The sequence below is a fragment of the Rhodococcus sp. IEGM 1366 genome, from assembly GCF_033142425.1.
Classification (GTDB): domain Bacteria; phylum Actinomycetota; class Actinomycetes; order Mycobacteriales; family Mycobacteriaceae; genus Rhodococcus_F; species Rhodococcus_F globerula.
In genome coordinates this window covers 216,441-240,418 of record NZ_JAWLRZ010000006.1, presented here as the reverse complement: position 1 = coordinate 240,418, position 23,978 = coordinate 216,441, and the positions used below count along the sequence as shown (strand labels likewise).

Sequence of the window (23,978 nt, the reverse complement as noted above, 5' to 3'; positions counted from 1 at the left end):
GCAGCTCGCACCGCCCTGCTCGCAGACCGGCTGATCGGAGCAGGCCAGGGTGCCGCCGAGACTCATCCAGAAGTTTCCAGACCGGGCCGTTAAAGTCGATGACTGTGAGCATTGACATCACCGGAACATCAGCCTGGCAGAAACTGCGCGCTCATCACGCCGATTTCCACGCCGTTCACCTTCGGGAACTCTTCGACGAGGATCCGGCTCGCGGAACCGAGTTGACGGTGGACGCCGGTGATCTCCACATCGACTACAGCAAGCACCGTGTCAGTCGTGAGACTCTCGACCTGCTGATCGCGCTGGCTCGAGAGGCCGGCGTCGAGGAGCGTCGCGACGCAATGTTCGCGGGTGATCACATCAACACCTCCGAGGATCGGGCGGTGCTACACACCGCACTGCGCCTCCCTGCTGATGCATCCCTCACTGTCGACGGCCAGGACGTCGTCGCCGATGTTCACGAGGTTCTGACGTCGATGGGCGCCTTTGCCGATCGTGTTCGCAGCGGCGAGTGGACCGGATTCACGGGAAAGCGCATCCGCACCATCGTCAACATCGGTATCGGCGGATCGGATCTCGGGCCGGTCATGGTGTACCGAGCACTGCGGCATTACGCCGACGCGGGCATCAGCCTCCGATTTGTCTCCAACATCGATCCCGTGGATCTGGTGGGGCAGCTGGCCGACCTGGATGCCGAGACCACCTTGTTCATCGTGGCATCAAAGACGTTCTCCACACTCGAGACCCTGACCAACGCAACGGCGGCAAAGCGCTGGCTGTTCGCCGGTCTGGGTAGCGAAGACGTCGCCGCCGTCGCCAAGCATTTTGTCGCGGTGTCCACCGACGCCGAGCGAGTCTCCGCGTTCGGGATCGACACCGTAAACATGTTCGGATTCTGGGATTGGGTGGGTGGCCGCTACTCGGTCGACTCCGCCATCGGCCTCTCCGTCATGTGTGCGGTCGGCCCCGTTCGCTTTGCCGAGTTCCTCGACGGCTTCCACCAGATCGACACGCATTTCCGCACCCGACCGCTGGAGGAGAATGCGCCGGCGATTCTCGGCTTGATCGGCCTCTGGTACTCCAACTTCTTCGGTGCACAGTCCCGCGCCGTGTTGCCGTATTCCAATGACCTGTTGCGCTTTCCGGCCTACCTGCAGCAGCTGACCATGGAGTCGAACGGCAAATCCGTCCGCTCCGACGGCACCCCGGTGACAACCTCGACAGGCGAGATCTTCTGGGGCGAACCAGGAACCAACGGCCAGCACGCCTTCTACCAACTACTCCATCAGGGCACCTGGTTGGTGCCTGCCGATTTCATCGGTTTTGCCGAGTCCACCGACGATCTGCCCACGGCTGACGGCACAGGTTCGATGCACGACCTCCTGATGAGTAACTTCTTTGCGCAGACCAAGGTGTTGGCGTTCGGCAAGAGCGCTGAGGAGATTGCGGCAGAGGGAACACCCCCGGAGTTGGTGCCGCACAAGGTGATGCCGGGTAACCGACCCACCAGCACCATCCTGGCCAAGGAGCTCACACCGTCGGTGGTCGGGCAGTTGATCGCACTCTACGAGCATCAGGTTTTTGTCGAAGGTGCTGTGTGGGGGCTCAATCCGTTCGATCAGTGGGGGGTCGAACTCGGCAAGACCCAAGCTTTGGAACTGGGGCCTGCACTCTCGTCGGCCGAGGCTCCGAGCGATCTCGGCGATTCCTCGACCGACGCCCTGGTGAACTGGTACCGGAAGCAGCGCGGCCGGGCCTGAGCAACTGGCTCGAACGCTCAGGCGGCGTCCGGACCGAACCAATTCTCGGTGGTGTACACACGCCCGGACTGATCCACCAATCGAGCTCGAAGTTCTTGCTGCTCAACCCATTTGATGGCGCTTATCCCCCGCACGAGCGCCGCACGGCTGGCGGCGTACGCCCACACTGCGTCGTCGGCAATCACCGACACCTGCGCCCATTCTGTTGACGGACGATCCTGGTGCGGTTGCCATGAAGGCGGTTCGGCGGCGTGCGCAGTGGCAATCGCCGTCCCGTTGGCCAGTTCGACGTCCTCGCCGCCCGGAACGGGAATCTGCCAACCACCGGCCGGAGCGTGCCCCGCAGTGGCAAGTACGTCGCCGATCCGCACCGCAACACCACATTGCAGCTCTGCCGCAACAGTTTGCGCGGCTCGATCGACGGTGTCCGCCTTTGCCACTCCCGTGATGTCGAACGAAGCTCCCCACGGCGCGTACACGACGTCGCCGTCGAGTTGCACGTCCTCGAATGTAGGGGTCGGGTGGACCGGCGGAATCGAGTCGTCCTCCGAGAAGTTGTCGGCAAGCGGGTTCACCTCACCGGCCGTCATACGGGCCGCCCACAGCGCCGAACGCAACAGTGACGACATTCGCCGGGTCACTTTCACCGGCGTCCCCTGAGCCAGATTGACGGCATGAATTTCGGCGTCGCCGCGCCCGAGATCGCACAGCGCTTCGGTGTCCTCGATGGCGGCAGCGATCAGCGCGTGTGCTGTGGGCAGTGCAGCACCCTCCGTGACATCCACTTCGATAGCGGAATCCCACATAGCCCACTTCTCGACACTGACCATGTCAGCCTGCCCTTCGTACCACGCGGCGTAACAACCAGTATGCGCCGAATCGCGGGTACGCCGCCAGAAACCGCAGGTCCTCTACGTGCCACGCCTACACTGCTGGGGTGGGAGTTCGCTTGAGTGTCGTCGACGAGATGTTTCTGTGGACCCACCGAGGTCTCGGCTTGCCGATCCTGATGCAGGGCGTATGGCGCACCGACAGCATCGTCGATCCGAGTGAGCTCGAGCAGTTGTGTGTACGGGTGGCGTCCGGGCCGCTCGGCCGACGCGTGCGCAGGCCGCGAATTCCGGGCGCCCGGCCCGAATTCATCGCCGACCCGCGTCATTACCCTCTCAGTTTTCGTTCGGAGCCCATCGCCGCCGACTCGGTGATCGAGTGGGCCGACGCTGCGGCCCTCCTCTCGGTTGACCCGGAACGAGGTCCGGGGTGGCGCATCGCCGCGACCTACGATTCAGACGGCGGAACCGTCGTCTCCGTGACGTGTTCCCATGTCCTTGCCGACGCCCGCGGATTGATCGGCGCCCTCAGCGACGCGATGCAGCGGAAACCGTCGCCGCCGATCGATCACACCGGCCACTCGGATATCACCGACGCGCGCTCGACCGTTGGCCGCGTTCTGCGCGGAACCACCCGTGCGGTGGGCGGATTGATCGTCAGTCCGGCGCGCAGAGCCGAACTCCGCGGCTTCACCGCACCGGCCGCCGCCACTCGGCGCTTCCAACGACACTCGGTAACGTCCGCGGTTCTGGAAATCGACCGGGACCAATGGGATGACGTCGCAACGTCTTCCGGAGGTACCGCCAACAGCTTGTTCCTGGCATGTGTCGGCGAGCTAGCGCGAGCCGAGAACAAAACCGCCGCAGTCACGCTCAGCGTTCCGATGAACGTGCGTACCACTGACCAGGGAGACAATTCCGTCGACAATTCGGTCGCGATGGTCGCGATCCCGTTGACCCCCTCCACCACTCTCGCGCAGATTCGCACATTGTGCCGTGACGCGTTCGAGGCTCCTCCGATGTCGAGTCCGGCAGGCTTCCCGGCCGAACTCCTGCAGGTCGTCCCGGACCGAGTCGCTCATCGACTTGCCGACGGACCTGGTCAGCGAGATGCCTTGTGCTCCAATATCGGTACGGTCGACATCGACCAGTTCGAGGGGCACCGGACTACGGGGCTTGCCCTCCGCGCGGTGCATCCTGGAGCGAGCGCCGCTCAACTGGACGACACATCAACTCGAGTCTCCGGATACCTCAGTCGCAACCACGCCACGTACACCTTGTCGCTGGTGAGCTTCGTATCGGCCGACAATCAGGCACTGCGCACGCTGGCCTGCAACACGCTCGAAAAATTCGGCATCTTCGCTCGCCCCTGGTAGCGCTCATTTCCCTCCAAGCGAACTCGCCAGTCGAGGCCTTGGCAGAGCCGAAAGGTATGCTCGCACAAGAGACTGGCCGGTAACTTAGCCAAATCAGCTGCATAAGAGCGTAAATCAGTACAAACCGCCCGGAAGGTACTGATTTAATATTCTGATAACGAACGGTCAGTTCGCGTCGCAAATCACACTGTCCACAAACGCTTTCAGAGCCGGAAAACCCAAATATCCCCAGGTAAAAGCACTCTCATTTCTAAACATCCAATTTTGAGTCGTCTACTATGTGACATCTGCTTCGCATAACTATGCAATCGCAGAAATATGCAGCACATTGTGGCGCACACGTCACAAGCGAAGGGAGGAACCGTGGAAATGGGAGGAACCGTGGCAGATTCGTTCCGAGAACGATTGAACGCCCTGTACCCCGTAACACCTCCCCGATTGACCAATGCGCAAGTTGTAGACGCACTTTCCCAACGTGGCTGCCGAATTTCCACACCGTATCTCTCGCAGCTGCGCAGTGGCGTTCGAACCAACCCGTCTGAGCAGGTAGTGCTGGCACTCGCCGACTTCTTCGGAGTCGACGCCGAGTACTTCTTTGCACCTACCCCTCGCCATGATCCGGAACTGATCCCCGATGAGGACCGTTCGGTTGCGGAAGAATTCTATGACAACGAATTACGTTCCCTCACACGTAAAGCCGTAGATCTGTCCCCCGAGTCACAGAGCCTGCTTTCCTCGATTGCCGAGAAGCTCAGGTCCTCCGAAGGCCTGCCATCCGTCCCGCCGGACTGCATTACCTACACTGCGCCACAGCCACGCGCCTGATCACCATTCGACGCGGCAGCGCTGCATCTATACCGAAAGTTGTTGCAGTACAACTGCAACTGGCATCCCCGTGAATGCCGCGACCAACGTCGAACATCCGGTGACAGTATGCGGGAAGATCTACGTTTCCCGTGGCCCCTTCGCGGGTATCCCCCACTGCCAGTAGCGCCCACCTTCGAATGGAGCGATCATGCGCAGACAGTGGTTGTTCGCGATTGTGGCCAGTGCCGCACTTGCCGCGTCCGGCTGTTCGTACGACGCCACCGACTCCGGCACCGATGCGGACAACGTCACCGTGATGCCGACATCGTTGTCGCCGCCGGCCGCAGCCGACGCGGTGCTACTGAAGACTGCCGACTCTCCACTGGGAACAATTGCCGTCGACGGCGAAGGTATGACCGTCTACATCTACGACCCGGACGAGGAGCACCCGACCGGGGATTCGTGCGACGAGAGCTGCCTCCGGCATTGGCCTGCCGTCACGTCTGTCACCGATTCTCCGGTGACCGAGGGGATCAACGCGGCGCTCGGTACCGTACCGGGACCTGACGGTTCGTTCCAGGTGACGGTCAACGGCAAGCCGGTCTACCGATACTTGGACGATGAAGTGCCCGGCGACATGTTGGGGCAGGCCGTCGGTAGTCTGTGGTTCATGATCGACGAATTCGGGAATCCCGTCTTCACCACGGAGTAGTCGGATCCCGCGACAGTTCGCTCAGTTGTACGGTTGCCGTGCGGTTTCCGGGTCGCCGAATGTGATTGCGCGTTCCCGGCGCGTTTTCGACGCAAGGGTGACGCCCCAGTTCAGTGCCGTGCTGACGCGGTTGCGGAAACCCGCGAGGAACGCGATGTGAATGACTCCCCAGGACACCCAGCCGATGAAGCCCGACATCCGGATCGGTCCGGCCTGCAGGAGTGCGTGGCGACGCGAAATGTAGGCGGCAGTACCGAGATCGCGGTACTTGAAGGGCTTTCCGTTCGGTCGACCGTTTTCGACGCGGGCAGCGATCTGCGCCCCCGCGTAGCGTCCACCCTGCATAGCCACTTCGGCGACACCGGGCAACTTGTCCCGGGACATGATGTCGCCGACGACCCAGATGTTCGGGTGGCCTGGCACGGTCAGGTCGGCCTCGACGTCGATGCGGCCGCCGCCGACCTGCTTGACGCCGAGCGCCGTGGCGAGCGCTTCGACAAACGGCACTGCTTCGACACCGGCGGTCCACAAAATGGTGCGGGTCTCGTAGCGCTGCTTCGCTTTTGTCTTCTTGTCGGTGGTCTCGATCTCGGTTTCACCGACGTCGGTGACATGCACGCCGAGATGCGTTTCGACGCCGATCTTCGCGAGCGTGCGCGCGGCAGCCGCGGACAGCGATCTGTTGAACGACGGCAACACTCGATCGTCACCGTGGAAGAGGAGCACTCGCGCCTCGTCCGGGTCGATGGACCTGAATTCGTTGGTGAGCGCGTGCATCGCCAATTCGCGTATCTGCCCCGCGATCTCGACCCCGGTCGGTCCGCCGCCGGCAACGGCGAACGTCAACCACGGACGCCGTTCCTCGGCAGTGGGGAGAGATTCGGCCATTTCGAACGCGGCAATGAGACTGCGGCGGATGGCCAGCGCGTCGTCCAGCGTTTTCATTCCGGGCGCCCATTTGATGAAGTCGTCCTGGCCGTGGTACGACTGCCGCATGCCGGCCGCCACGATCAGATAGTCGTACGGTAGGTCGAATGTCGAACCGTCGAATCTGCTTGCGGTCAGCAGCCGAGCTTCGGCATCGAGGGATTTTGCTTCGCCCAGCACTACATTCGTATTCTTCTGGTCTTCCAGAAGGTGCCGAAGTGGGCTCGCGATCTGGCCTTCGGAGAGGAGCCCGGTTGCACACTGGTAAAGCAACGGCTGAAACACGTGACTGGTTCCGCGATCGATCAGAACTACTTCGACGTCGGCTTTCTTCAACTTCTTGGCTGCGTAGAGGCCGCCGAATCCGCCGCCGACAATGACAACGCGCGGCTTGCCGTTCGACTTGTGGATACTCATCAGACGAACCTCGCCGTCACCGAATTGGGCAGAAACCGCAGTGCAGCATCGATTCCCTGCCATTTCAGTCCGGGAAGCGCCGCTCGTGTCACTTCTTTTTCGATGGCCGTAACCATCGCATCGACGCCCTCGTCGAGCTCAGCCATCAAGGAAGAATCGTCGCCGGCACTCGCCGACATGTCCGTCTTGATGAAACCTGGCAGCAGGGTGGTTACTCGAATCGGCGTGCGCGCCAGTTCGATACTGAGAGCCTCACCGAGCGCGGCCACCCCGGCTTTGCTCGCTGAATATGCGGCTTTGGTGCCGGGAAGTCCACGATCTGCACTGATCGAGGACACCAGTACAAGGTGCCCGGCGTTCTGCGTGCGGAATATCTCGAGTGCGGCCTCGCACTGTGACAGTGCGCCTACGAAGTTCGTCTGCGCTGTCGCAAGATTCGCGTGTGCCTTACCGGTACCGATCTTGGCGCCCTTACCCAGACCGGCATTGACGATCACCCGATCGAGCCCACCGAGTTGGTCGCGAAGTTCGCCGAACACTCGGACAACGGAATCATGTTCTGTGACATCGAGCCCTGCCACCGCAACTGTGATCCTTGGATACTCGGCGAGCAATTGCTTCCGGAGAGCGTCGAGCCGATCGGTTCTCCTGGCGCATAGAGCCAGATCGCGTCCCCGTGCTGCGAACCTTCGTGCCATTTCTTCGCCGAGACCCGAACTTGCGCCGGTGATCAGAATCTTCTGCCGCGTCATGGCTGCCACTGTAACCACCGCAGGGTCACCGCACGGCCCGTCAGTCGACAAACCGGTTACCCTGCACATCACCACCTGATCGGCATACCGTAGAGCGATGACCGAAGAATTCGATGTCATAGTCATCGGCGGCGGACCGGCGGGCGAGAACGCCGCGGCCTACGCAATAGCCGGAAGCACCCGTACCGCTGCCATCGTGGAGCACCAACTAGTCGGTGGTGAATGCTCGTACTGGGCGTGTATGCCGAGTAAGGCGCTCCTGAGGCCAGGGCAGGTGCTCGACGACGCGGGCGCGTTGCCAGGTGTATCCGCCGCGCCGCCGGACATCGACGCGATCTTGGCCAGACGTGACTCCTTCACCCACAACCACGACGATTCCTCGCAGGTCGAGTGGGCCGAGTCCGCCGGTATCGACGTGATCAAAGGCCACGGCGTTCTGGACGGCGAGCGGACCGTTGTTGTCGACGGCACGCGCACACTCTTCGCCCGCCAGGCCGTCGTACTTGCCACCGGAACAACCGCGTCGGTCCCGGACACACCCGGACTGCGGGCTGCGCTCCCTTGGACGTCACGCGACGCCACCAATCTCCACGAAGTTCCGCGGCGTGTTGCCGTCATCGGCGGCGGCGTCGTCGCATCGGAGTGCGCAACGTGGTTGTTGTCATTCGGCGCCGAGGTGACGTTGCTGGTACGCGGCAACGCAGTGCTGAAATCTGCCGAACCGTTTGCCGGAGACATGGTTGCGCGTCATCTCACCGCACGGGGAGCCGACGTGCGGTTCGGGACTACCGTCCATTCCGTATCGCGACCCGATGCCCGGGATACTGGTGAAGGGAACATTCACGGTGGGCCGGTCACCATCGACACCTCTTCCGGTGTGATCGAGGTCGACGAACTGATTGTTGCCGCAGGCCGTGCGCCGACGTCGGCGCAGTTGGGGTTGTCGTCCGTCGGTTTGACCGATGGTGCGTACGTTCCGACGGACGATCACCTGTGTGCACAGGGCGAATGGCTTTATGCCGTCGGAGATATCAACGGCCGGTCACCGCTGACCCATATGGGTAAGTACCAGGCCCGAGTGTGCGGCGATGTGATCGCCGCACGAGCAGCGGGACGCGCGCTGGTCGACCCACGGTTCATCGCCTCCGCTGACAGCGGCCGTGTTCCACAGGTGGTATTCACCTCGCCCGAAGCAGCGTGGGTGGGGCGCACCGAAAAGCAGGCCAGGGCAGACGGTATCGACGTCGAGGTCGTGGAGATCGACATTGCCGTCGCAGGATCCTCGCTGCTCCGTGACAATTACGAAGGCCGCGCGAAACTGGTGATCGACCGTGGTGCCGACGTAATCGTCGGGGCAACTTTCGTCGGTCCGGATGTATCGGAATTGCTCCACGCAGCAACAATTGCCGTCGTCGGTGCGGTCCCGCTCGACACGTTATGGCATGCGGTGCCGTCGTATCCGACGGTCAGCGAAGTATGGCTCAGGTTGTTGGAGGCACGGCGGTAATCGGGGGCAGAAGTTACGTATAGTCGCGACTATGGCGGCAGACGCACCGACGAATCCAGGTCTACTCGTACGCACAGCTGACGGAACATTGCGCGGCACGCGGGTGGGCAAACTCCGTGCGTGGCGAGGCATTCCTTACGCGCGTCCCCCGGTCGGAGCTTTGCGGCTGCAAGCGCCACGACCAGTGCGGCCTTGGCGAGGTGAGCGGAACGCGTCGGCATTCGGCGATGCGTCGGTCCAGAACAAGAAGGGCTTGGCGCTGGCTCCCGGGAAGTATCAGCCCAGCAGCGAAGACTGCCTCACACTCAATGTTCTTGCCCCCGAATACCCCAGCCGCGAGCCCCTTCCGGTAATGGTGTTCATCCACGGGGGCGCCAATACCATTGGCACCTCGGCGACGGGCATCTATTCCGGGCGCTCGCTCGTCACCCGCGGCAACATCGTGTACGTATCGATCAATTACCGACTGGGCGCTCTGGGTTTCTTGGATTTCACCGAATTCTCCACTCCTCGGCATCATTTCGACGCCAACCTCGGGCTTCGTGATCAAGTGGCCGCATTGCAATGGGTGCAGCGGAACATTGCAGCATTCGACGGCGACCCCGATCGAGTGACGGTCTTCGGCGAATCGGCCGGCGGCACTGCCGTCACCACTCTGCTGGCGACGCCGGCGGCCAAAGGATTGTTCGCGGCCGCCATAGCGGAGAGCCCGGCACCGGATCTTGTTGCCAACCAGTCACTCTCACGCGAATGGGGTCGACGGTTCATCGACATTCTGGGCTCCGACGCCACCCCGGACCAGGCTCTGCGTCTTACGTCGGCTCGTGAATTGGGCCGCGCCGGAGCCCGCCTGGGAGCCGAAGCTCTTGCTGCTACACCAGGGCTCCATCCGTTCGGGCCCAGTGTCGACGGAGATTTTCTTCCCCATCCGCCGGCGGAGGCGTGCAGTCGTGGCCTGGCACATCGGGTTCCGCTGATCATCGGCACCAACAAGCGTGAGGGCACGCTCTTCCCGAAGTTCCTCGACGGGCTCCCGACAACTCCCGCGCGAATCGAGAGGATGTTCGCCCTCACCGATCCCGCAGCCGGAAATCGAATCCTTGCAACATATCCGGGATACCCGAGCACTGACACTGCAATCGACATCGGCGGCGACGTGACTTTCTGGCATCCGTCGGTGGAGTTGGCGCAGGCACACGCGCAGTACGCACCCACGTACGCCTACCGCTTCGACTTTGCGCCACCACTGATGCGATGGGTCGGTCTCGACGCCACTCACGGTTTCGAAATGTTTGCGGTATTCGGTATCGGTGACAGCGCCGTCGGCCGTGGCCTCACAGTTCCTGGTGGCAGGCGAGGCCTCAGCGCCGTCACCGAGGCGATGCAGGGACATTGGCTGCACTTCGCACAGCATGCGGCACCTCGAAGTGACTGGCCGAGTTACGCCGCGCAGCGTCACACGATGATCTTCGACGCGATCTCTCGCGTGGACACCGATCCGCGCGCCGAGCAACGACGCGCCTGGTCCGGCTATGCGGGCTACCGCAACTACGCACCGAATCAGGTTTCTTCGTGACCGACAACCTTGACGTAGTACTCGATTCGGGAAAGATCCGGGGCCGCTACCTCGCGACCCGCACCGGTCGACTCCGCACCTGGCGCGGCATTCCCTACGCTGCTTCGCCGATCGGGCCGGCGCGGTTTCTCGCACCGCAACCAGTTGCCGCGTGGGCGGGAACCCGCTCGGCCACCGAGTTCGATTCACCGGCACCACAGCGTAAGAGCACCGAAAACGAGTCGTGTCTGTTCGTGAATGTTCTTGCGCCCGAGTCGGCCCGTGTTACCCCACGTCCCGTGATGGTGTTCATTCACGGCGGCGCGTACAACGGCGGAAATCCGTCAACGCCGATGTACTGGGGAACGTCGTTGGTGGAACGTGGCGATGTCATCTACGTCTCCGTCCAGTACCGCCTCGGCGCGCTCGGCTACCTCGATTTCAGTGAATTCTCCACTGCGGAGCACTCATTCGACTCGAATATCGGGCTACGTGACCAGATTGCGGCACTCGAATGGGTCCAGCGAAACGCCGCGGCGTTCGGCGGTGACCCTGACAACGTCACAATCTTCGGTGAATCCTCCGGCGCAAATGCCGTCACCACTGTGATGACAACACCGTCTACGCGAGGGTTGTTTGCCCGCGCCATCGCTCAAAGCCCGCCGGCAGCTTCGGCATACGGAAAAGAACGCGCGCACGGGTGGGCACGCGAATTCCTCGACATTGCCGGAGCCCCGACCAAGACACCCGCGGCCTGGCTACGAAATGTACCGGTTCGTCGACTCGTCGAGGTCGGCGACGAACTTGTGCGTCGCGGCGCTGACGAGGAACCTGGTACCCGTGCTTTCGCGCCTGTTGTGGGCGACGACGTCCTCCCCGAACATCCGCTGGACGTCTTTGCCGCCGGAAAATCTCATCCCGTGCCACTGATACTCGGGTCAAATCTCCACGAGGGCAGAATCTTTCCACGTTTCCTCAACATTCTTCCCACCGATCCTGCCCGCATCGAGAAAATGTTCTCGCACGTTTCGGCCGACGTGAAGGCCCGCGCACTCGCCGCCTATCCGACGTATCCGCACCGCTACGCCGCCGCAGACATCGGCGGCGACATCACATTCTGGGAACCGATGGTCCTGTGCGCACAAGGACATTGCGACGTGGCCCCCACGTACAGCTACCGCTACGATTTTGCGCCGCGCATCCTCACCCTGGTCGGACTTGGCGCCACCCACGCCACAGAACTGTTTGCCGTGTTCGGGCGATCGGACGCCCTCACCGGTGCGCTGACCGCGATCGGTGGGCGTCGGTCCCTGGCGACGGTCACCGAAGCGATGCAAGAACATTGGATCAACTTCGCGAGAACCGGTAGCCCGGGTACCGAGTGGCCCGTGTACACGAGCGCCCAGCGGAGAACCATGATTTTCGACCGCATCAGCCGAGTGGAGAGCGATCCACTCGGCGACCGTCGACGAGCCTGGATCGGATACGAGCACCGACGCTGACAACAGGGCAAGATGTACACACACCAAGAACGAAGGGGTTCCCATGTCCGAGCGTTCACGCACCATCGCCGTCACCGGCGCCACTGGCCACATCGGCGGGGAGGTCGCTCGCATCCTCACCGAGTCCGGTATTCCGCTGAGGCTGATCGCGCGTTCGATCAGCCGACTCCCCCAGTTACCCGGTACGGAGAGCGCTGAGGCCACCTTCTCCGATCACGATCGCGCCGCCGCGGCCCTGCACGGCATCGACATCTTGTTCATGGTCTCGGCAGCAGAGAGTGCCGACCGTCTCGATCAGCACCGCACCTTCATCGACGCTGCCGTCTCCGCAGGCGTGCGCCACATCGTCTACACCTCGTACCTCGGCGCAGCACCGGACGCCACCTTCACGTTGGCCCGCGACCACTGGGCCACTGAGCAGCATATCCGTTCCACCGCAATGTCTTTCACCTTTCTTCGCGACAGCGCTTACCTCGACTTCCTTCCCGCTATGGCCGGCGCTGACGGTGTCATCCGGGGCCCGGCCGGCAATGGCGCGGTCGGCGCGGTTGCTCGATCGGACATCGCCCGCGTCGCCGCGTCGGTACTGACCGATCCCGATGCGCATGTCGGCCGAACCTACGACCTCACCGGTCGGGAAGCGCTCACCCTCGCCGAGGTGGCAGCGATCATCACCGACGTCACCGGGCGTGAGACGGTTTATCACGAAGAAACCGTCGAGGAGGCCTATGCATCCCGCGCGTCGTACAACGCACCGGACTGGGAAGTTGATGCCTGGGTGTCCACCTACACCGCCATCGCAAACGGAGAACTCGCTGTCATCAGCACTGCGGTGGAAGACATCACCGGACGCCCGCCGTTGACGCTGCGCGAACTCCTCGGCAGTGATCTCAACACTGATCTCAACACTGACGAAACCGGTACCGACGCCTGATGCCACCCCGCAAGCGAACTGCAACAACACGTAAGCCAGCCACCCGAAAGACGCCCACCCGAAAGACAGCTACAACTCCGGACGTTCCCACCGCAGGCCCGGGTGAACGTGTCTGGCTCCTCGACGTCCCGTTCCGGACTGCGGCGCCGGGCGCACAGTTCGTGAAGAAATGGAAGAGCTATGCCTGGGTGGGCAGCAGGCTTCCCACCGAACTACTGCCGTTCAAAGCACTCCCCTTCTCCTACCAGCAGTGGGTAGAGGACGACATCAATGGCGGCGCCGGAGAACGTCCGACGTCGGCGCCTAAAATACCTAGACCTGTTCAGGTTTCGGGGGCCGCTGCGGTAGTCGACGCCGCCCGCGCCGGCCGACGCGGTTTCTTGTTGGCCGACAACGCAGGTCTGGGCAAGACACTCATTGCGATCATGGCGGCCAAGACAATCGCCGAAGAACGCGGCGAGTCCAGCATCCTGGTCCTCGTCGACCGACCCGCTCAGATCACCATCCCGCATTGGCGGTACTCCATCGCTTCCGTCGGCGACGGCGGATTCCGTTGGCTCATCATGTCTCCCGATCAACTGAAGAAGCTCATTGCCCGCAACGGCCGCCCCAAGTACACATTCGGGGTTGTCATTGCCGACGAAGCCCAGCTGTACAGCAACGACACTCAGCGCACAGCGGCGTTCGAGAAGGTTGCCCGCTTCACCAACAGTCACGATCAGTCACCATTTGTCCTGTCGGTGACCGCAACGCCTGGTCACACTCCTGCCTATCAGCGTTATCTCGCACCACTTTTCGCGCAGCTACACAACGAGCCGTCGGAGTACTGGTCGGACTTAGGCGCCAGGCTACTCGAATCCGGCCTCCCACTGGATAAGTCGTACGGCAAGTGGACGTGGAGCGCCGAAGCCAAGGAATCACCGACACTGCAGGCGAGCGCTCTGGAAACCGTCCGAGGATGGTTGTCGAACAGTAAGCCGCCGTTGATGATTCATCGCCGAACTCCGTGGGGTCCGGTCCCACTCGACGGTATGCCTATCGACCTCACGCCCTCTCAACGCGCGCAGTACGAGACGGAGTGGGCCGAGTACGCGTACGAAATGGGATTGGCCCGTATAAGCCGCAACATTGCTCGCGGCCGCGCGCTGGTTCTGCGATACCGGCAGAAGGCCGGCATGATCCGCGCCGAATCCACCGCTCAGTGGGCGCAGGCTCAAGTCAAGGCAGGAAAGCAGGTGCTGGTGGCCGTCGAATTCGTGTCCACAGCGGGCGATCCGCTGGTCGAGATGATCGAAGACTCGGGGATTTCCGTTGCCAAGATTTTTGGCGCGGTCACCGACAAGGAGCACCAACGCCTTCGCTTCCAACGCGGCGAGGCGCCCGTTGTCGTTTTCAACGTCACGACGTCCATCTCACTGCATGCCAACGAGGCATTGCCGGACGGCACTCACGCGTCACCGCTGCCTCGCACCGGGATCTTCCATCAACCCCGGTACTCCGGTATTGCCGCCGAGCAGACTTTTGGTCGATCACACCGCGACTACCAAACGTGCCCGTGGCTCATCCCTTTTGGCGTCGGCACCAAGGAAGAGGATGTTGCAACAACGATGTTGCGCAATCTTCAGTCGGTAACCGGTTTGAAGGGTGGAGACCAGTCGGGCCTTCGCAGTCTCGCCGAACTCCTCGGCGTTGAATGGCTCGAGCCTGATGTCCTTACTGCCGAGCGCTAGACGCACTCGGTGCCGTTGATGCAACCCTTGATGTCCGCCCCGTCCGCGGGGCACCATCGAGACATGACCAAATACCTCATCTCCTTCCCGAGCGAAGCGCTGGTGCTCACCGACGAGGAGTTCCCGATCGTCTCCGCAGAATCCCACACTGTGATCGAGGAGGCGAAGGCTGCCGGCGTCTATGTATTCGGCGGCGGAATCGACGGGGAAGTCGATCCCGTGCTGGTGGCCGCCGACGGGTCGGTGAGCACCGAGATCTATCCGGGCAGCGAACTCACGGGCGGGTTCACCGTGCTGGAGCTTCCGACGCGCGAGGACGCGGTCGAGTGGGCGAGGAAAATCGCAGTGGCCTGCCGTTGCTCGCAGGAGCTCCGCGAGTTCGGGTACGACCCGGCCAGCTAGAGCCTCCGGCCCTGTGCGCCTTTCTGGTAGTGGGCGCTACCGGAAAGGCGCACAGGGTCATCCAACCGCCGGTCGACCATCCACACCGCTACCGTGGCGACGGAGAATGCCAGGCCGGCGATGCACACGCCGGACCATCCATACCCCTTCCAGACAACAGATCCCACGGCCGACCCAACGGCAGCGCCGACGAAGTAAGTCGTCATGTAGACGGAATTGACGCGCGACCGCGCCTCCGGGACGAGTGCGTAGATGATGTTCTGGTTGCTGACATGCACTCCTTGCAGTGCAAGATCGGCGAGCAGGAAGGCGATCAGGAACCACACGAGGTGGGTGCCACCCACGGCAAAAGGCAACCAGCACAACAGAAGGACGGCCAGGGCGCCACCGGTGGCAAGTTGGGCCTTGCCACGATCAGCCAACCGCCCGGCGACAGTGGCCATCGACGCTCCCGCCACGCCGAGTAATCCCACCAGGCCGATCTGCGTGTCGTTGTACCCGAATTCGCCGGCCAGGAGAAATGCCATGGTGGTGAAGACCGTGCTGACCGCAGCAAAGGCGAGCCCGCCCATGGCGGCGCGAGTACGCAACCGCGGCAGGGTTTTTGCCAGGCTCCCGAGCGAACGCAGGGTCGCGAGGTAGCTCACCTTCGGCCGTGGGCCGGCGTCCGTGGGCAGGGATCGCCACAGCGCAACAGCCATGATCACCATCAACACCGCTGCCACCTTGTACACCGTCGACCATCCGCCCAGCCCGGAGAGCAGTCCGGCAACGCTGCGTGCCAACAGAATTCCGATCAGCAGGCCACTCATGATCGTGCCGACCACCTGGCCGGACCGCTGCGGTTCGGCGAGCGATGCGGCAAACGGAATGAGAACCTGCGCGGCAACCGAAAAGACACCGGCAACAGCGATTCCCACGGCCAGGGTGGCGAAGTTCGGAGCAAATCCACTGACCGCTTGACCGAGTGCTGCCAGAAGCATCAGACCAACCGTCAGCTTGCGTCGGTCGACCATGTCACCTACCGGCACCAGAAGCACCAAACCGAGCGCGTACGACACCTGGGCGATAGTCACCGTGGCAGCCGCCGTTGACGGCGACACATTCAAATGTTCCGCGATGGAATCGAGAAGCGGCTGGTTGAAGTAGTTGCCACCCGCGCACAGACCCGTTGCTGCCGCCATGAGCAGCACTATCGGTAGTCCAAGCCGTGGACGCGTGTCGTGAGAAATCATTGCTCAAGCATGAACCGCCATCCGATTGCAGTCCAATAGATAGATCTGCAGAATCAATCCTCAAAACAGATAGATTGGTGTCATGGAACTTCGGCACATCCGCTACGCACTCGCTGTTGCGGAGGACAGGCACTTCAGTCGAGCGGCACTTCGACTCCACGTGTCACAGTCGGCGTTGAGCACTCAGATACGGGATCTCGAACGCGAGCTCGGTGTCGAACTCTTCCAAAGAAACAGCCGCAATGTCGGGCTGACCGAGTCGGGCGAAGTGTTCGTCTCCCGAGCCCGAGACGTACTCGGTGCCGTGTCGCGACTGGTCAGCGACGTTTCGGGAAGCAACGTCGAGCAGGTTCGACTCACTGTCGGCGTCATTTCCTCAGCGGGCCGCGTCGATGTCGGACAGGCACTGGCAGCTCTGACGCAGCGCCACCCCGGCATCGATGTGACGGTGCGCCCCTACGGCAGCGAGGTAGTGATCGACGGCGTTCGATCGGGGGCTATCGACGTAGGAATTGTCGGCTTGGCGCCTGGGCGACTACCCAAGACGTTCTCGGCAACCCCGTTGTGGAGCGAGTCGACTGCCGCGTTTGTTCCGGACGGTCACCCTTTCAGCACACTGCCGTCCATCCGACTCGACGATCTGCGAGACGTCCCGCTCGTGGACTTCGCGTCGGGCAGCGAGGCCCGGGTCCAAACCGATCAGGCATTTGCGGAATCGCGGGTTCCGCGGGGACGCACGTACGAAGCGAATTCCGTCGACCTCATCTGTTCCCTGACAGTCAACGGCCTGGGCGTCGGCTTGCTGCCGGAGTCGATGAGCGCCGAGCATCCCGAATTGGTCTGTGTGCCGATCGCCGATGCGCCGCACCGGGTGGTCCATGCCATTACCGACCCGGCCCACTCATCGTCACTGGCCCGGGAGTTCGTCACACTCCTCTCCGATCAGTTCACTACTTGAGCAGCCGCGACATTCGTCTGTCTGCCAATGGTTTTCCGCCGGTCTGGCAGGTTGCGCAGTACTGGAAGGATCGCTCGGCAAAAGACACTTCGCGCACCACATCACCACACACGGGGCAGGGCAAACCGGTGCGGGCGTGTACCCGCATTCCCGATCGCTTCTCACCCTTCAGCCGTGCCGCGTCCTGTCCAACCGATCGCTCGACGGCATCGGCCAGCACGGTTCGCATGGCGTCGTACAGCGTTGTTATCTGTTCTTCGGTAAGACGAGACGACGTCGCGAACGGGGAAAGCCGTGCCGTGTGCAGGATTTCGTCGGAGTAGGCATTCCCGACGCCGGCGAGGAGTGACTGGTCGACTATCGCATTCTTGATCCGGGCGGAGGTACCACCAAGTATCTCGGCAAATTCCGCTTCGGTGACGGCCATGGCGTCGGGTCCAAGACGAGCGATCCCCGGCACCTCCAGCGGGTCCGCCACTATCCACACTGCCAGGCGTTTTTTCGTGCCGGCTTCGGTGAGATCGCAAGCAGGAGTGAGCCCCTCCGGCGTGAAGAAATGAACTCGAAGCGCCAACGGACCTTTGCCTGGTTTTGGTGGCGTCGACGACGGATTGTCCTGCCAACGCATCCATCCCGCACGCGACAGATGGGTGATGAGCCAGAGCCCATCGCAGTCCAGCCCAAGATGTTTACCGAATCTGGCTGCGCCCGTCACGTCTCGGCCCTGCAATGCAGCAATCGGCGGATCGAAGGTCTTGAGCACGCTCAATGCGGCAATGTCGATGCGGCCGACTACAGCGCCCACTGCGTGTTCGCGGAGAAATCCCGCCAGCGCTTCTACCTCGGGCAGTTCAGGCATGGCATCACCCTAGCGCCGAACACCGACAAACTCACTGCAGATTTCGCAGTACGACGACGGCGTGTTCCTGTCGTGCTTTTGCTGTGTACATGGCTTGATCCGCGCTTCGGAGGAGTGTTCCGTAGACGGCAATCGCACGATCCGGGGATCCGAACGGACCGGCCGCTGCGACAATTCCGACGCTCAACTCGACAACAGGATGCTCGGGACCGGTGACGGTTATGTTTCGCAGGGACTCTGCGAGACTGTCGATTTCCTGATCGTCGCACCGATCCACGAGGACGAACTCGTCACCGCCAATGCGCGCGATCAACGCAGACGGACCGGCGGACTGTGTCAGTCTCGCGGCAACCTTCTCGATCACAACATCACCGACGTCGTGCCCGTACTCGTCGTTGATCGTCTTGAATCGATTGATATCCACCGCTGCGACAACCAAATTGGTGGAACTCTCGAATGGCCGATGCAACATCAATCCGACCTCGTCGGCCAACCCTCGTCTGTTCAAGAGTCCGCTCAGCGGGTCATGTTGCGCTTTCAAGGCATCGGTTCCGAGAATCGAGAACACGAACTGACACGCAAACGGGATCGCGTAGATGGCCGCGCCGACCAACAGGACCATGGCGATCAACGACGGAACATCGGTGTACTTTTCGATATAGGCGATGCGCGCGACAACTCCGATAACCACGACGGACGCCCACAACAGATGCAGAGTCTGCATGCGCGCGTTGTGGAAGAAGGCGATGTATCCGCCGATCACGGAGAACATCACACTGTGCGCCAATGCTGCTAGCGGATTCGAGTACAGCACCAGCGCTGCGGCAATCCCAATTTCCGAATAAATCACGAACACGTAGGACCAGGATCGCTCCAACCTGCCTCTGGTCGCGAGAATCGCGGCCATCAGCGCCGTCAGGACGATGATCACGAGGTTGGCGGTGCGCTCCCCGTGAGTAGTGGGACCCGCAGGACTGAATCTGGTCAAGAACATCACGCCGATTACCAGAAGCAACGAGCTGACAACCAATGTTCTCGATGCGCCGGTCAGCCCTTTGTCTGCGAGATAACGTGTGAAGGACTCGAATTGGTCAGGGCGTCGATACCAGTCGACGAGCAGAGGGGCGACTCGGTGCAACGCGGCAGACGAAAACGGCCGTTCGGTAGCTTTGCTACCCGAATGTCCGTCATCGACCGCTGCACCCACCCGAACAGGATAAGCCTGCACGACCTTCCGCTATCCGACAATCATCACAATTGCGTGTGGGTGACGATGACACGGTCACCCCCGGACGCCTTTGCCTGATACATCGCAGCGTCAGCGAGTCGGAACAATCCCGCGAGTTCCACTTCCGAGACATAGCTGGACGTCGAAGTCGACGGAATTGCGATTCCGATGCTGGTCGTGACCACCGGAACGTTGTCGGGCAACCGCATGTGCCGACGCAGATTCTCCTCGAGTTCGAGTTCGGCGCGCTTGCCGATCATGTCGACCAACACGAACTCGTCACCGCCGAATCTCGAGAACAGAGCGTGATTACTTCCACATCGACGTAGCCTCACCGCGAACTCGCGAAGGACAATATCGCCCTGTTCGTGTCCGTACGAATCGTTGACAGTCTTGAAATTGTCGACATCGACGATCACCACGACACAAGACAATCCGCGGGAGTTCGCTTCGGTGACCCCCCATTCTTCGACCGACCGCTGTAGTCCGCGCCGGTTCAGCAGGCCGGTCAGCGGATCCACATCCGAACTCTCGGCGTCCGAACCCAGGATCGACAGCACGAACTGGCAGGCAAATGGAATGACCACGATGCTCGTGGCGACAACCAACGACAACGCGATCGCCAACGCCGGATCCTCGTAAACGGCCACCTGACGAGCGACAAGCACCAGAACCACGCCGGACAGAACCATGTGCGCAGCCTGTAGTCGCGCATTGTGAAAATACGCGATATAGCCGCCCACCAAAACGAAGACGATGCATTGGATCAAACCGATAAACGGATCGCGGTTCAGAAATACACCGATCACTACGCCGAGCTCCGCGTACGCGACAAACAGGTACGACCACTTACGGGTCAGTGCCGGCAGAAGACTGAACAGCACAATCATCGCGACGGTCCCGGCGATGATCCCCGCGTTGATGACACTCGTAGCGCGGTTGTGGACGCCCGCTTCGCTGAAACGCAGCAACAACATGGCAACCGCCACCGACACACACGACGCGATCACGATCAGGCGCACCGCCACCTCCAGCCCCTTGGACGCGAGGTATCGGGTGAAACTGTCGAACTGATCCGGCCGTCGAAACCACTGCACCAGAAGAGCGATTGCCGACCGCAGTGCTGACTGATCGCGTTCGCGCGGGGCAGGCAGGATCTCATGCGACCGATCCGCCCCGAACGATGTCATGGGCAAATCATAGGGTGCCGGTCCGCCGACAGTTGCACTTCACCTGGGTAAATACTTACCGCCTGCAGCGCGGCGGTCTAGCGACGAACGAGATACGTATCCATGATCCAGCCGTGCTTCTCACGCAATTCCGCCCGCACACGCACGATGTCGTCTTCTACCTCACGCAGGTTCCCGGCAATCAACACTTCGTCCGGTGTGCCCAGGTACGCGCCCCACCAGATTTCCACGTCATCCCCGGCAACCTCGGTAAACGTGCAGTGCGCGTCAAGCATCACGACGGCGTTGTCGATGCCGTCCGGCAATCCTTCGGCGAGCTTGCGCCCAGTGGTGATGTGTATCGATTCCCCGATGCGGTTGAGCACGATGCGGTGCTGCGCCGCCAAAGACTGCACACTCGTGACACCGGGAATTACCGTGTAGTCGAATGTGACGTTGCCGCGCGCGAGCACTCGTTCGACGATGCGCAAGGTGCTGTCGTAGAGCGACGGGTCACCCCACACCAAAATCGCGCCGACTCCGGCTTCGGCCGCAAACTCTTCCTCGAAGATCGACGCTCGACGGTCATGCCAGTCGTCGACAACACCTTCGTAGTCCGAAGGTGTCCGATCTCTCGGGGGATCGGTTATCTCGACGACGCGGTATTCACCGGTCACATGTTCTTCGAGAATCCCGGTTCTCAAGTCGACGAGATCCTGCTTCTCACTCCCCTTACCGATCACAAAGAACGTATCGGCCCTGTTCATGGCCTTGACAGCTTGGATCGTCACTTGGTCGGGGTCACCGGCGCCGACGCCGATCACGAGGAGTTCACGCATTGAACGAGGCTATCGTGCGTGCCCTAGACTGTGTCCCGTGACTGTCTCCACCGCATATGAAGACCTGTTGAAACTCGTGATGGAGACCGGCACCCCCAAAGCCGATCGCACCGGCACCGGCACTCGCAGCATCTTCGGTCACCAGATGCGATTCGATCTTGCCGACGGTTTCCCCCTGGTCACCACCAAGAAGGTGCACCTCAAGTCGATTGTCAACGAACTGTTGTGGTTCTTGCGCGGCGACTCCAACGTGGCGTGGCTACATGAACACGGCGTCTCCATCTGGGACGAGTGGGCCGACGAGAACGGTGAACTGGGCCCGGTCTACGGCGTCCAGTGGCGCAGTTGGCCCACCCCGTCGGGTGAGCACATCGACCAGATCACGCAAACTCTCGAAACCTTGCGATCCAACCCCGATTCGCGTCGGATCATCGTCTCCGCGTGGAACGTCGCCGACATTCCGCAGATGGCGCTCGCACCGTGCCACGCGTTTTTCCAGTTCTACGTCGCCGACGGCAAGCTCTCGTGCCAGTTGTATCAGCGTAGTGCCGACATGTTTCTGGGTGTCCCCTTCAACATCGCCAGCTACGCCCTGCTCACACACATGATGGCGCAGCAGGCCGGTCTCGACGTCGGCGAATTCATCTGGACCGGCGGCGACTGCCATATCTACGACAACCACGTCGATCAGGTCACCGAACAACTCAGCCGGACCCCGCTCGACCTTCCGGTTCTGAAACTGAACAAGCGCGATTCCATCTTCGATTACACCTTCGAGGATGTCGAAATAGTCGGTTACCAGCACCATCCTGCTATCAAGGCTCCGGTCGCGGTCTGATCATGAATGATCGCGCAGTCACCCTCATCTGGGCTCAGGCGAACAATAGTGTCATCGGTGCAGGCAACACGATTCCGTGGCGACTGCCGGAGGACATGGCCTACTTCAAGCGAGTCACCATGGGGCATCCGGTGATCATGGGCCGGTTGACCTGGGATTCCATTCCACCCAAGTTCCGGCCGTTCAGTGGGCGCCGCAATATCGTTGTCACCCGCAATTCGGAGTGGGCAGCGGACGGAGCCGAAGCCGCACCCAGCCTCGACGACGCGCTGGCCTTGCCTGACGGCGACCTCTTTGTTGTCGGCGGAGGGCAAATATATTCGGCTGCACTGCCATTCGCGACGCGTCTCTTGGTGACCGAGATCGATCTCGATATCACCGGCGAGGCCTTTGCTCCCGAGATCGGCCCCGATTGGAACCTCACGTCCGACGAGCCCTGGCACACGTCGGAGAAGACCGGGTTGCGCTTCCGCTGGCTCGAATACACTCGCTGACCACTTCCGCCAATAACGAGGCACCTCACCAGCCTGTCGGTCATACTCGAGAAACCGAGATGATCGCGCTACCCGAGAGGTCTTCGATGGACAAGAAGTCACTGACAGCCCTCGCCCGTCAACAATTGAAACTGGCTGCGTCGGCAACCAGCGGTCGTAGTTCACAAACCGTCTATGGTGGCCACCAACGCAGCCTGCGACAGACCGTGATCGCGCTGAGCGCCGGCAAGAGCCTCGCTGAACACGACAGTCCCGGCGAAGCAACGCTGTTGGTCCTGAGTGGGAAACTCAATCTCGTGTGCGGTAGCGACGAATGGAAAGGGTCGACTGGCGATTTCCTCACCATTCCGGCCCACCGGCACAGTGTCGAAGCGCTCGAGGACGTTGCTTTTCTGCTGACAGTCGCTATGAAGGGCTGACAGACGGTTGACCCCGGTAGCGTGTTCTCCGTGAACGAAACGGTGATCGAAGTGTCCATCGCAGCAGCGCCGTCCGTGCTGTGGCCGGCGCTGCGCGATCCTTCGCTGATTCGGCGCTGGTTCGGGTGGGAGTACGACGGACTCGACGACGAAATCACCCAGATCTACGGCACCGCGGTCGCAGACCCTGACGCACACACCCTCGAACTGGGTAACGGTGATCGCTTCGCCTTGATCGACCAGGGCGGCAGAACCATTGTCCGGATGACGCGTCCGCCGCAGGTGCCCGACGACGAATGGTACGAGGACATCACGGAGGGCTGGACCACATTTCTGCACTTCTTGAAGTTCGGCGTCGAACATCATGGATTGGCCGAGCGCAGAACAATTTACCTCGACGGCCCACTGATTCCGGGTGAATCCGCAGCCTCGATCCTCGGACTCGGGCACCTTCCTGTGGAAGCCGGCGGGCGTTACACCGCCACGCTTGCTCCCGGCGATTACGCCGACGGCATTGTCGACTTCGTCAGCGCGCTGCAAACAGGAGTGACAATCGAAGACCTTGGTCCCGGACTGTTGGTGGTCGCGGCAAAGCCGACGGTTCCGTACCGCGCCCAGCAGGAACTCCAGATCATTCTGGCCACTTACGATCTCAGCGCGGACGAGTTCGACGAGATCGAACATCACTGGAAGCAGTGGTGGGACGGCCGATCTCGCCAAGAGTGACC

At 61.7% G+C, this 23,978-nt stretch carries 23 protein-coding genes; 15 read left to right on the top strand and 8 right to left on the bottom strand.

The window, feature by feature from the left end; all coding sequences use genetic code 11:
* Positions 1 to 104: 104 nt before the first annotated feature.
* On the top strand, positions 105 to 1,760 hold the full coding sequence (gene pgi / locus R4P64_RS19460) for a glucose-6-phosphate isomerase (protein ID WP_172935700.1): 1,656 nt from the start codon (positions 105 to 107) through the stop codon (positions 1,758 to 1,760).
* 17 nt (positions 1,761 to 1,777) lie between these two features.
* On the opposite strand, the gene R4P64_RS19455 is transcribed toward pgi, so the two are convergent.
* The gene (locus R4P64_RS19455) at positions 1,778 to 2,590 is read right to left on the bottom strand and encodes an FAD:protein FMN transferase (protein WP_045069192.1); all 813 of its coding nucleotides are present in this window, start codon (positions 2,588 to 2,590) and stop codon (positions 1,778 to 1,780) included.
* Between the two features lie 107 nt (positions 2,591 to 2,697).
* Between R4P64_RS19455 and R4P64_RS19450 the strand changes: the two genes are divergently transcribed.
* The 3 genes from R4P64_RS19450 to R4P64_RS19440 all read left to right on the top strand — a co-directional run bounded on the left by R4P64_RS19450 (position 2,698) and on the right by R4P64_RS19440 (position 5,485).
* On the top strand, positions 2,698 to 3,966 hold the full coding sequence (locus R4P64_RS19450) for a hypothetical protein (protein WP_317822276.1): 1,269 nt from the start codon (positions 2,698 to 2,700) through the stop codon (positions 3,964 to 3,966).
* 381 nt (positions 3,967 to 4,347) lie between these two features.
* A complete protein-coding gene (locus R4P64_RS19445) occupies positions 4,348 to 4,791 on the top strand; it encodes a helix-turn-helix domain-containing protein (RefSeq protein WP_033234389.1) in 444 nt (147 codons plus the stop codon).
* Between the two features lie 190 nt (positions 4,792 to 4,981).
* The gene (locus R4P64_RS19440) at positions 4,982 to 5,485 is read left to right on the top strand and encodes a lipoprotein (protein WP_033234201.1); all 504 of its coding nucleotides are present in this window, start codon (positions 4,982 to 4,984) and stop codon (positions 5,483 to 5,485) included.
* A 21-nt stretch (positions 5,486 to 5,506) separates the two neighbouring features.
* On the opposite strand, the gene R4P64_RS19435 is transcribed toward R4P64_RS19440, so the two are convergent.
* Together R4P64_RS19435 and R4P64_RS19430 are read right to left on the bottom strand one after the other, a co-directional pair.
* Positions 5,507 to 6,829 carry an NAD(P)/FAD-dependent oxidoreductase gene (locus R4P64_RS19435; RefSeq protein ID WP_033234200.1) on the bottom strand — a complete coding sequence of 441 codons (1,323 nt, stop codon included), beginning with the start codon at positions 6,827 to 6,829 and terminating at the stop codon, positions 5,507 to 5,509.
* Positions 6,829 to 7,581 carry an SDR family oxidoreductase gene (locus R4P64_RS19430; RefSeq protein ID WP_287160262.1) on the bottom strand — a complete coding sequence of 251 codons (753 nt, stop codon included), beginning with the start codon at positions 7,579 to 7,581 and terminating at the stop codon, positions 6,829 to 6,831. The genes R4P64_RS19435 and R4P64_RS19430 overlap by 1 nt, the downstream gene beginning before the upstream one ends.
* 97 nt (positions 7,582 to 7,678) lie before the next feature.
* On the opposite strand from R4P64_RS19430, the gene R4P64_RS19425 reads away from it, so the two are divergent.
* The 6 genes from R4P64_RS19425 to R4P64_RS19400 all read left to right on the top strand — a co-directional run bounded on the left by R4P64_RS19425 (position 7,679) and on the right by R4P64_RS19400 (position 15,211).
* A complete protein-coding gene (locus tag R4P64_RS19425; RefSeq protein WP_033234199.1) occupies positions 7,679 to 9,088 on the top strand; it encodes a dihydrolipoyl dehydrogenase family protein in 1,410 nt (469 codons plus the stop codon).
* 31 nt (positions 9,089 to 9,119) lie between these two features.
* On the top strand, positions 9,120 to 10,664 hold the full coding sequence (locus R4P64_RS19420) for a carboxylesterase/lipase family protein (RefSeq protein ID WP_317822272.1): 1,545 nt from the start codon (positions 9,120 to 9,122) through the stop codon (positions 10,662 to 10,664).
* Entirely contained in the window at positions 10,661 to 12,145 is a 1,485-nt protein-coding gene (locus R4P64_RS19415; protein WP_317822271.1) for a carboxylesterase/lipase family protein, read from the top strand. The genes R4P64_RS19420 and R4P64_RS19415 overlap by 4 nt, the downstream gene beginning before the upstream one ends.
* 43 nt (positions 12,146 to 12,188) lie before the next feature.
* Positions 12,189 to 13,079: an SDR family oxidoreductase gene (locus R4P64_RS19410; protein ID WP_317540803.1), complete on the top strand. Its 891-nt coding sequence runs from the start codon at positions 12,189 to 12,191 to the stop codon at positions 13,077 to 13,079.
* A complete protein-coding gene (locus tag R4P64_RS19405) occupies positions 13,079 to 14,809 on the top strand; it encodes a DEAD/DEAH box helicase family protein (protein WP_317822269.1) in 1,731 nt (576 codons plus the stop codon). Before R4P64_RS19410 ends, R4P64_RS19405 begins: the two co-directional genes overlap by 1 nt.
* Positions 14,810 to 14,872: 63 nt before the next feature.
* Complete coding sequence (locus tag R4P64_RS19400; RefSeq protein WP_317822267.1) at positions 14,873 to 15,211, top strand: transcription initiation protein; 339 nt, start codon at positions 14,873 to 14,875, stop codon at positions 15,209 to 15,211.
* On the opposite strand, the gene R4P64_RS19395 is transcribed toward R4P64_RS19400, so the two are convergent.
* Positions 15,208 to 16,446 carry an MFS transporter gene (locus R4P64_RS19395; protein ID WP_141486357.1) on the bottom strand — a complete coding sequence of 413 codons (1,239 nt, stop codon included), beginning with the start codon at positions 16,444 to 16,446 and terminating at the stop codon, positions 15,208 to 15,210. The genes R4P64_RS19400 and R4P64_RS19395 overlap by 4 nt on opposite strands.
* Positions 16,447 to 16,528: 82 nt before the next feature.
* On the opposite strand from R4P64_RS19395, the gene R4P64_RS19390 reads away from it, so the two are divergent.
* Positions 16,529 to 17,404, top strand: a complete 876-nt coding sequence (locus R4P64_RS19390; protein WP_116102153.1) for a LysR family transcriptional regulator — start codon at positions 16,529 to 16,531, stop codon at positions 17,402 to 17,404.
* On the opposite strand, the gene R4P64_RS19385 is transcribed toward R4P64_RS19390, so the two are convergent.
* The 4 genes from R4P64_RS19385 to cobF all read right to left on the bottom strand — a co-directional run bounded on the left by R4P64_RS19385 (position 17,397) and on the right by cobF (position 21,499).
* Positions 17,397 to 18,263 (bottom strand): Fpg/Nei family DNA glycosylase, encoded by an 867-nt coding sequence (locus R4P64_RS19385; protein WP_317822263.1) that lies wholly within the window; start codon positions 18,261 to 18,263, stop codon positions 17,397 to 17,399. The two genes, R4P64_RS19390 and R4P64_RS19385, sit on opposite strands and share 8 nt — an antisense overlap.
* A gap of 31 nt (positions 18,264 to 18,294) precedes the next feature.
* Entirely contained in the window at positions 18,295 to 19,470 is a 1,176-nt protein-coding gene (locus R4P64_RS19380; RefSeq protein WP_317822261.1) for a GGDEF domain-containing protein, read from the bottom strand.
* A gap of 44 nt (positions 19,471 to 19,514) precedes the next feature.
* Positions 19,515 to 20,681 (bottom strand): GGDEF domain-containing protein, encoded by a 1,167-nt coding sequence (locus R4P64_RS19375; RefSeq protein WP_317822259.1) that lies wholly within the window; start codon positions 20,679 to 20,681, stop codon positions 19,515 to 19,517.
* A gap of 77 nt (positions 20,682 to 20,758) precedes the next feature.
* Positions 20,759 to 21,499: a precorrin-6A synthase (deacetylating) gene (gene cobF / locus R4P64_RS19370; protein WP_045069166.1), complete on the bottom strand. Its 741-nt coding sequence runs from the start codon at positions 21,497 to 21,499 to the stop codon at positions 20,759 to 20,761.
* Positions 21,500 to 21,536: 37 nt separating this feature from the next.
* Here cobF and R4P64_RS19365 point away from each other — a divergent pair, with 37 nt between their 5' ends.
* The 4 genes from R4P64_RS19365 to R4P64_RS19350 all read left to right on the top strand — a co-directional run bounded on the left by R4P64_RS19365 (position 21,537) and on the right by R4P64_RS19350 (position 23,976).
* Complete coding sequence (locus R4P64_RS19365; protein ID WP_261984623.1) at positions 21,537 to 22,337, top strand: thymidylate synthase; 801 nt, start codon at positions 21,537 to 21,539, stop codon at positions 22,335 to 22,337.
* A 2-nt stretch (positions 22,338 to 22,339) separates the two neighbouring features.
* Positions 22,340 to 22,831: a dihydrofolate reductase gene (locus R4P64_RS19360; protein ID WP_233364309.1), complete on the top strand. Its 492-nt coding sequence runs from the start codon at positions 22,340 to 22,342 to the stop codon at positions 22,829 to 22,831.
* Positions 22,832 to 22,917: 86 nt separating this feature from the next.
* Positions 22,918 to 23,250, top strand: coding sequence for a cupin domain-containing protein (locus tag R4P64_RS19355; RefSeq protein WP_033234188.1), 333 nt, complete (start codon positions 22,918 to 22,920; stop codon positions 23,248 to 23,250).
* 30 nt (positions 23,251 to 23,280) lie between these two features.
* Complete coding sequence (locus R4P64_RS19350) at positions 23,281 to 23,976, top strand: SRPBCC domain-containing protein (protein ID WP_233364310.1); 696 nt, start codon at positions 23,281 to 23,283, stop codon at positions 23,974 to 23,976.
* Positions 23,977 to 23,978 lie beyond the last annotated feature (2 nt).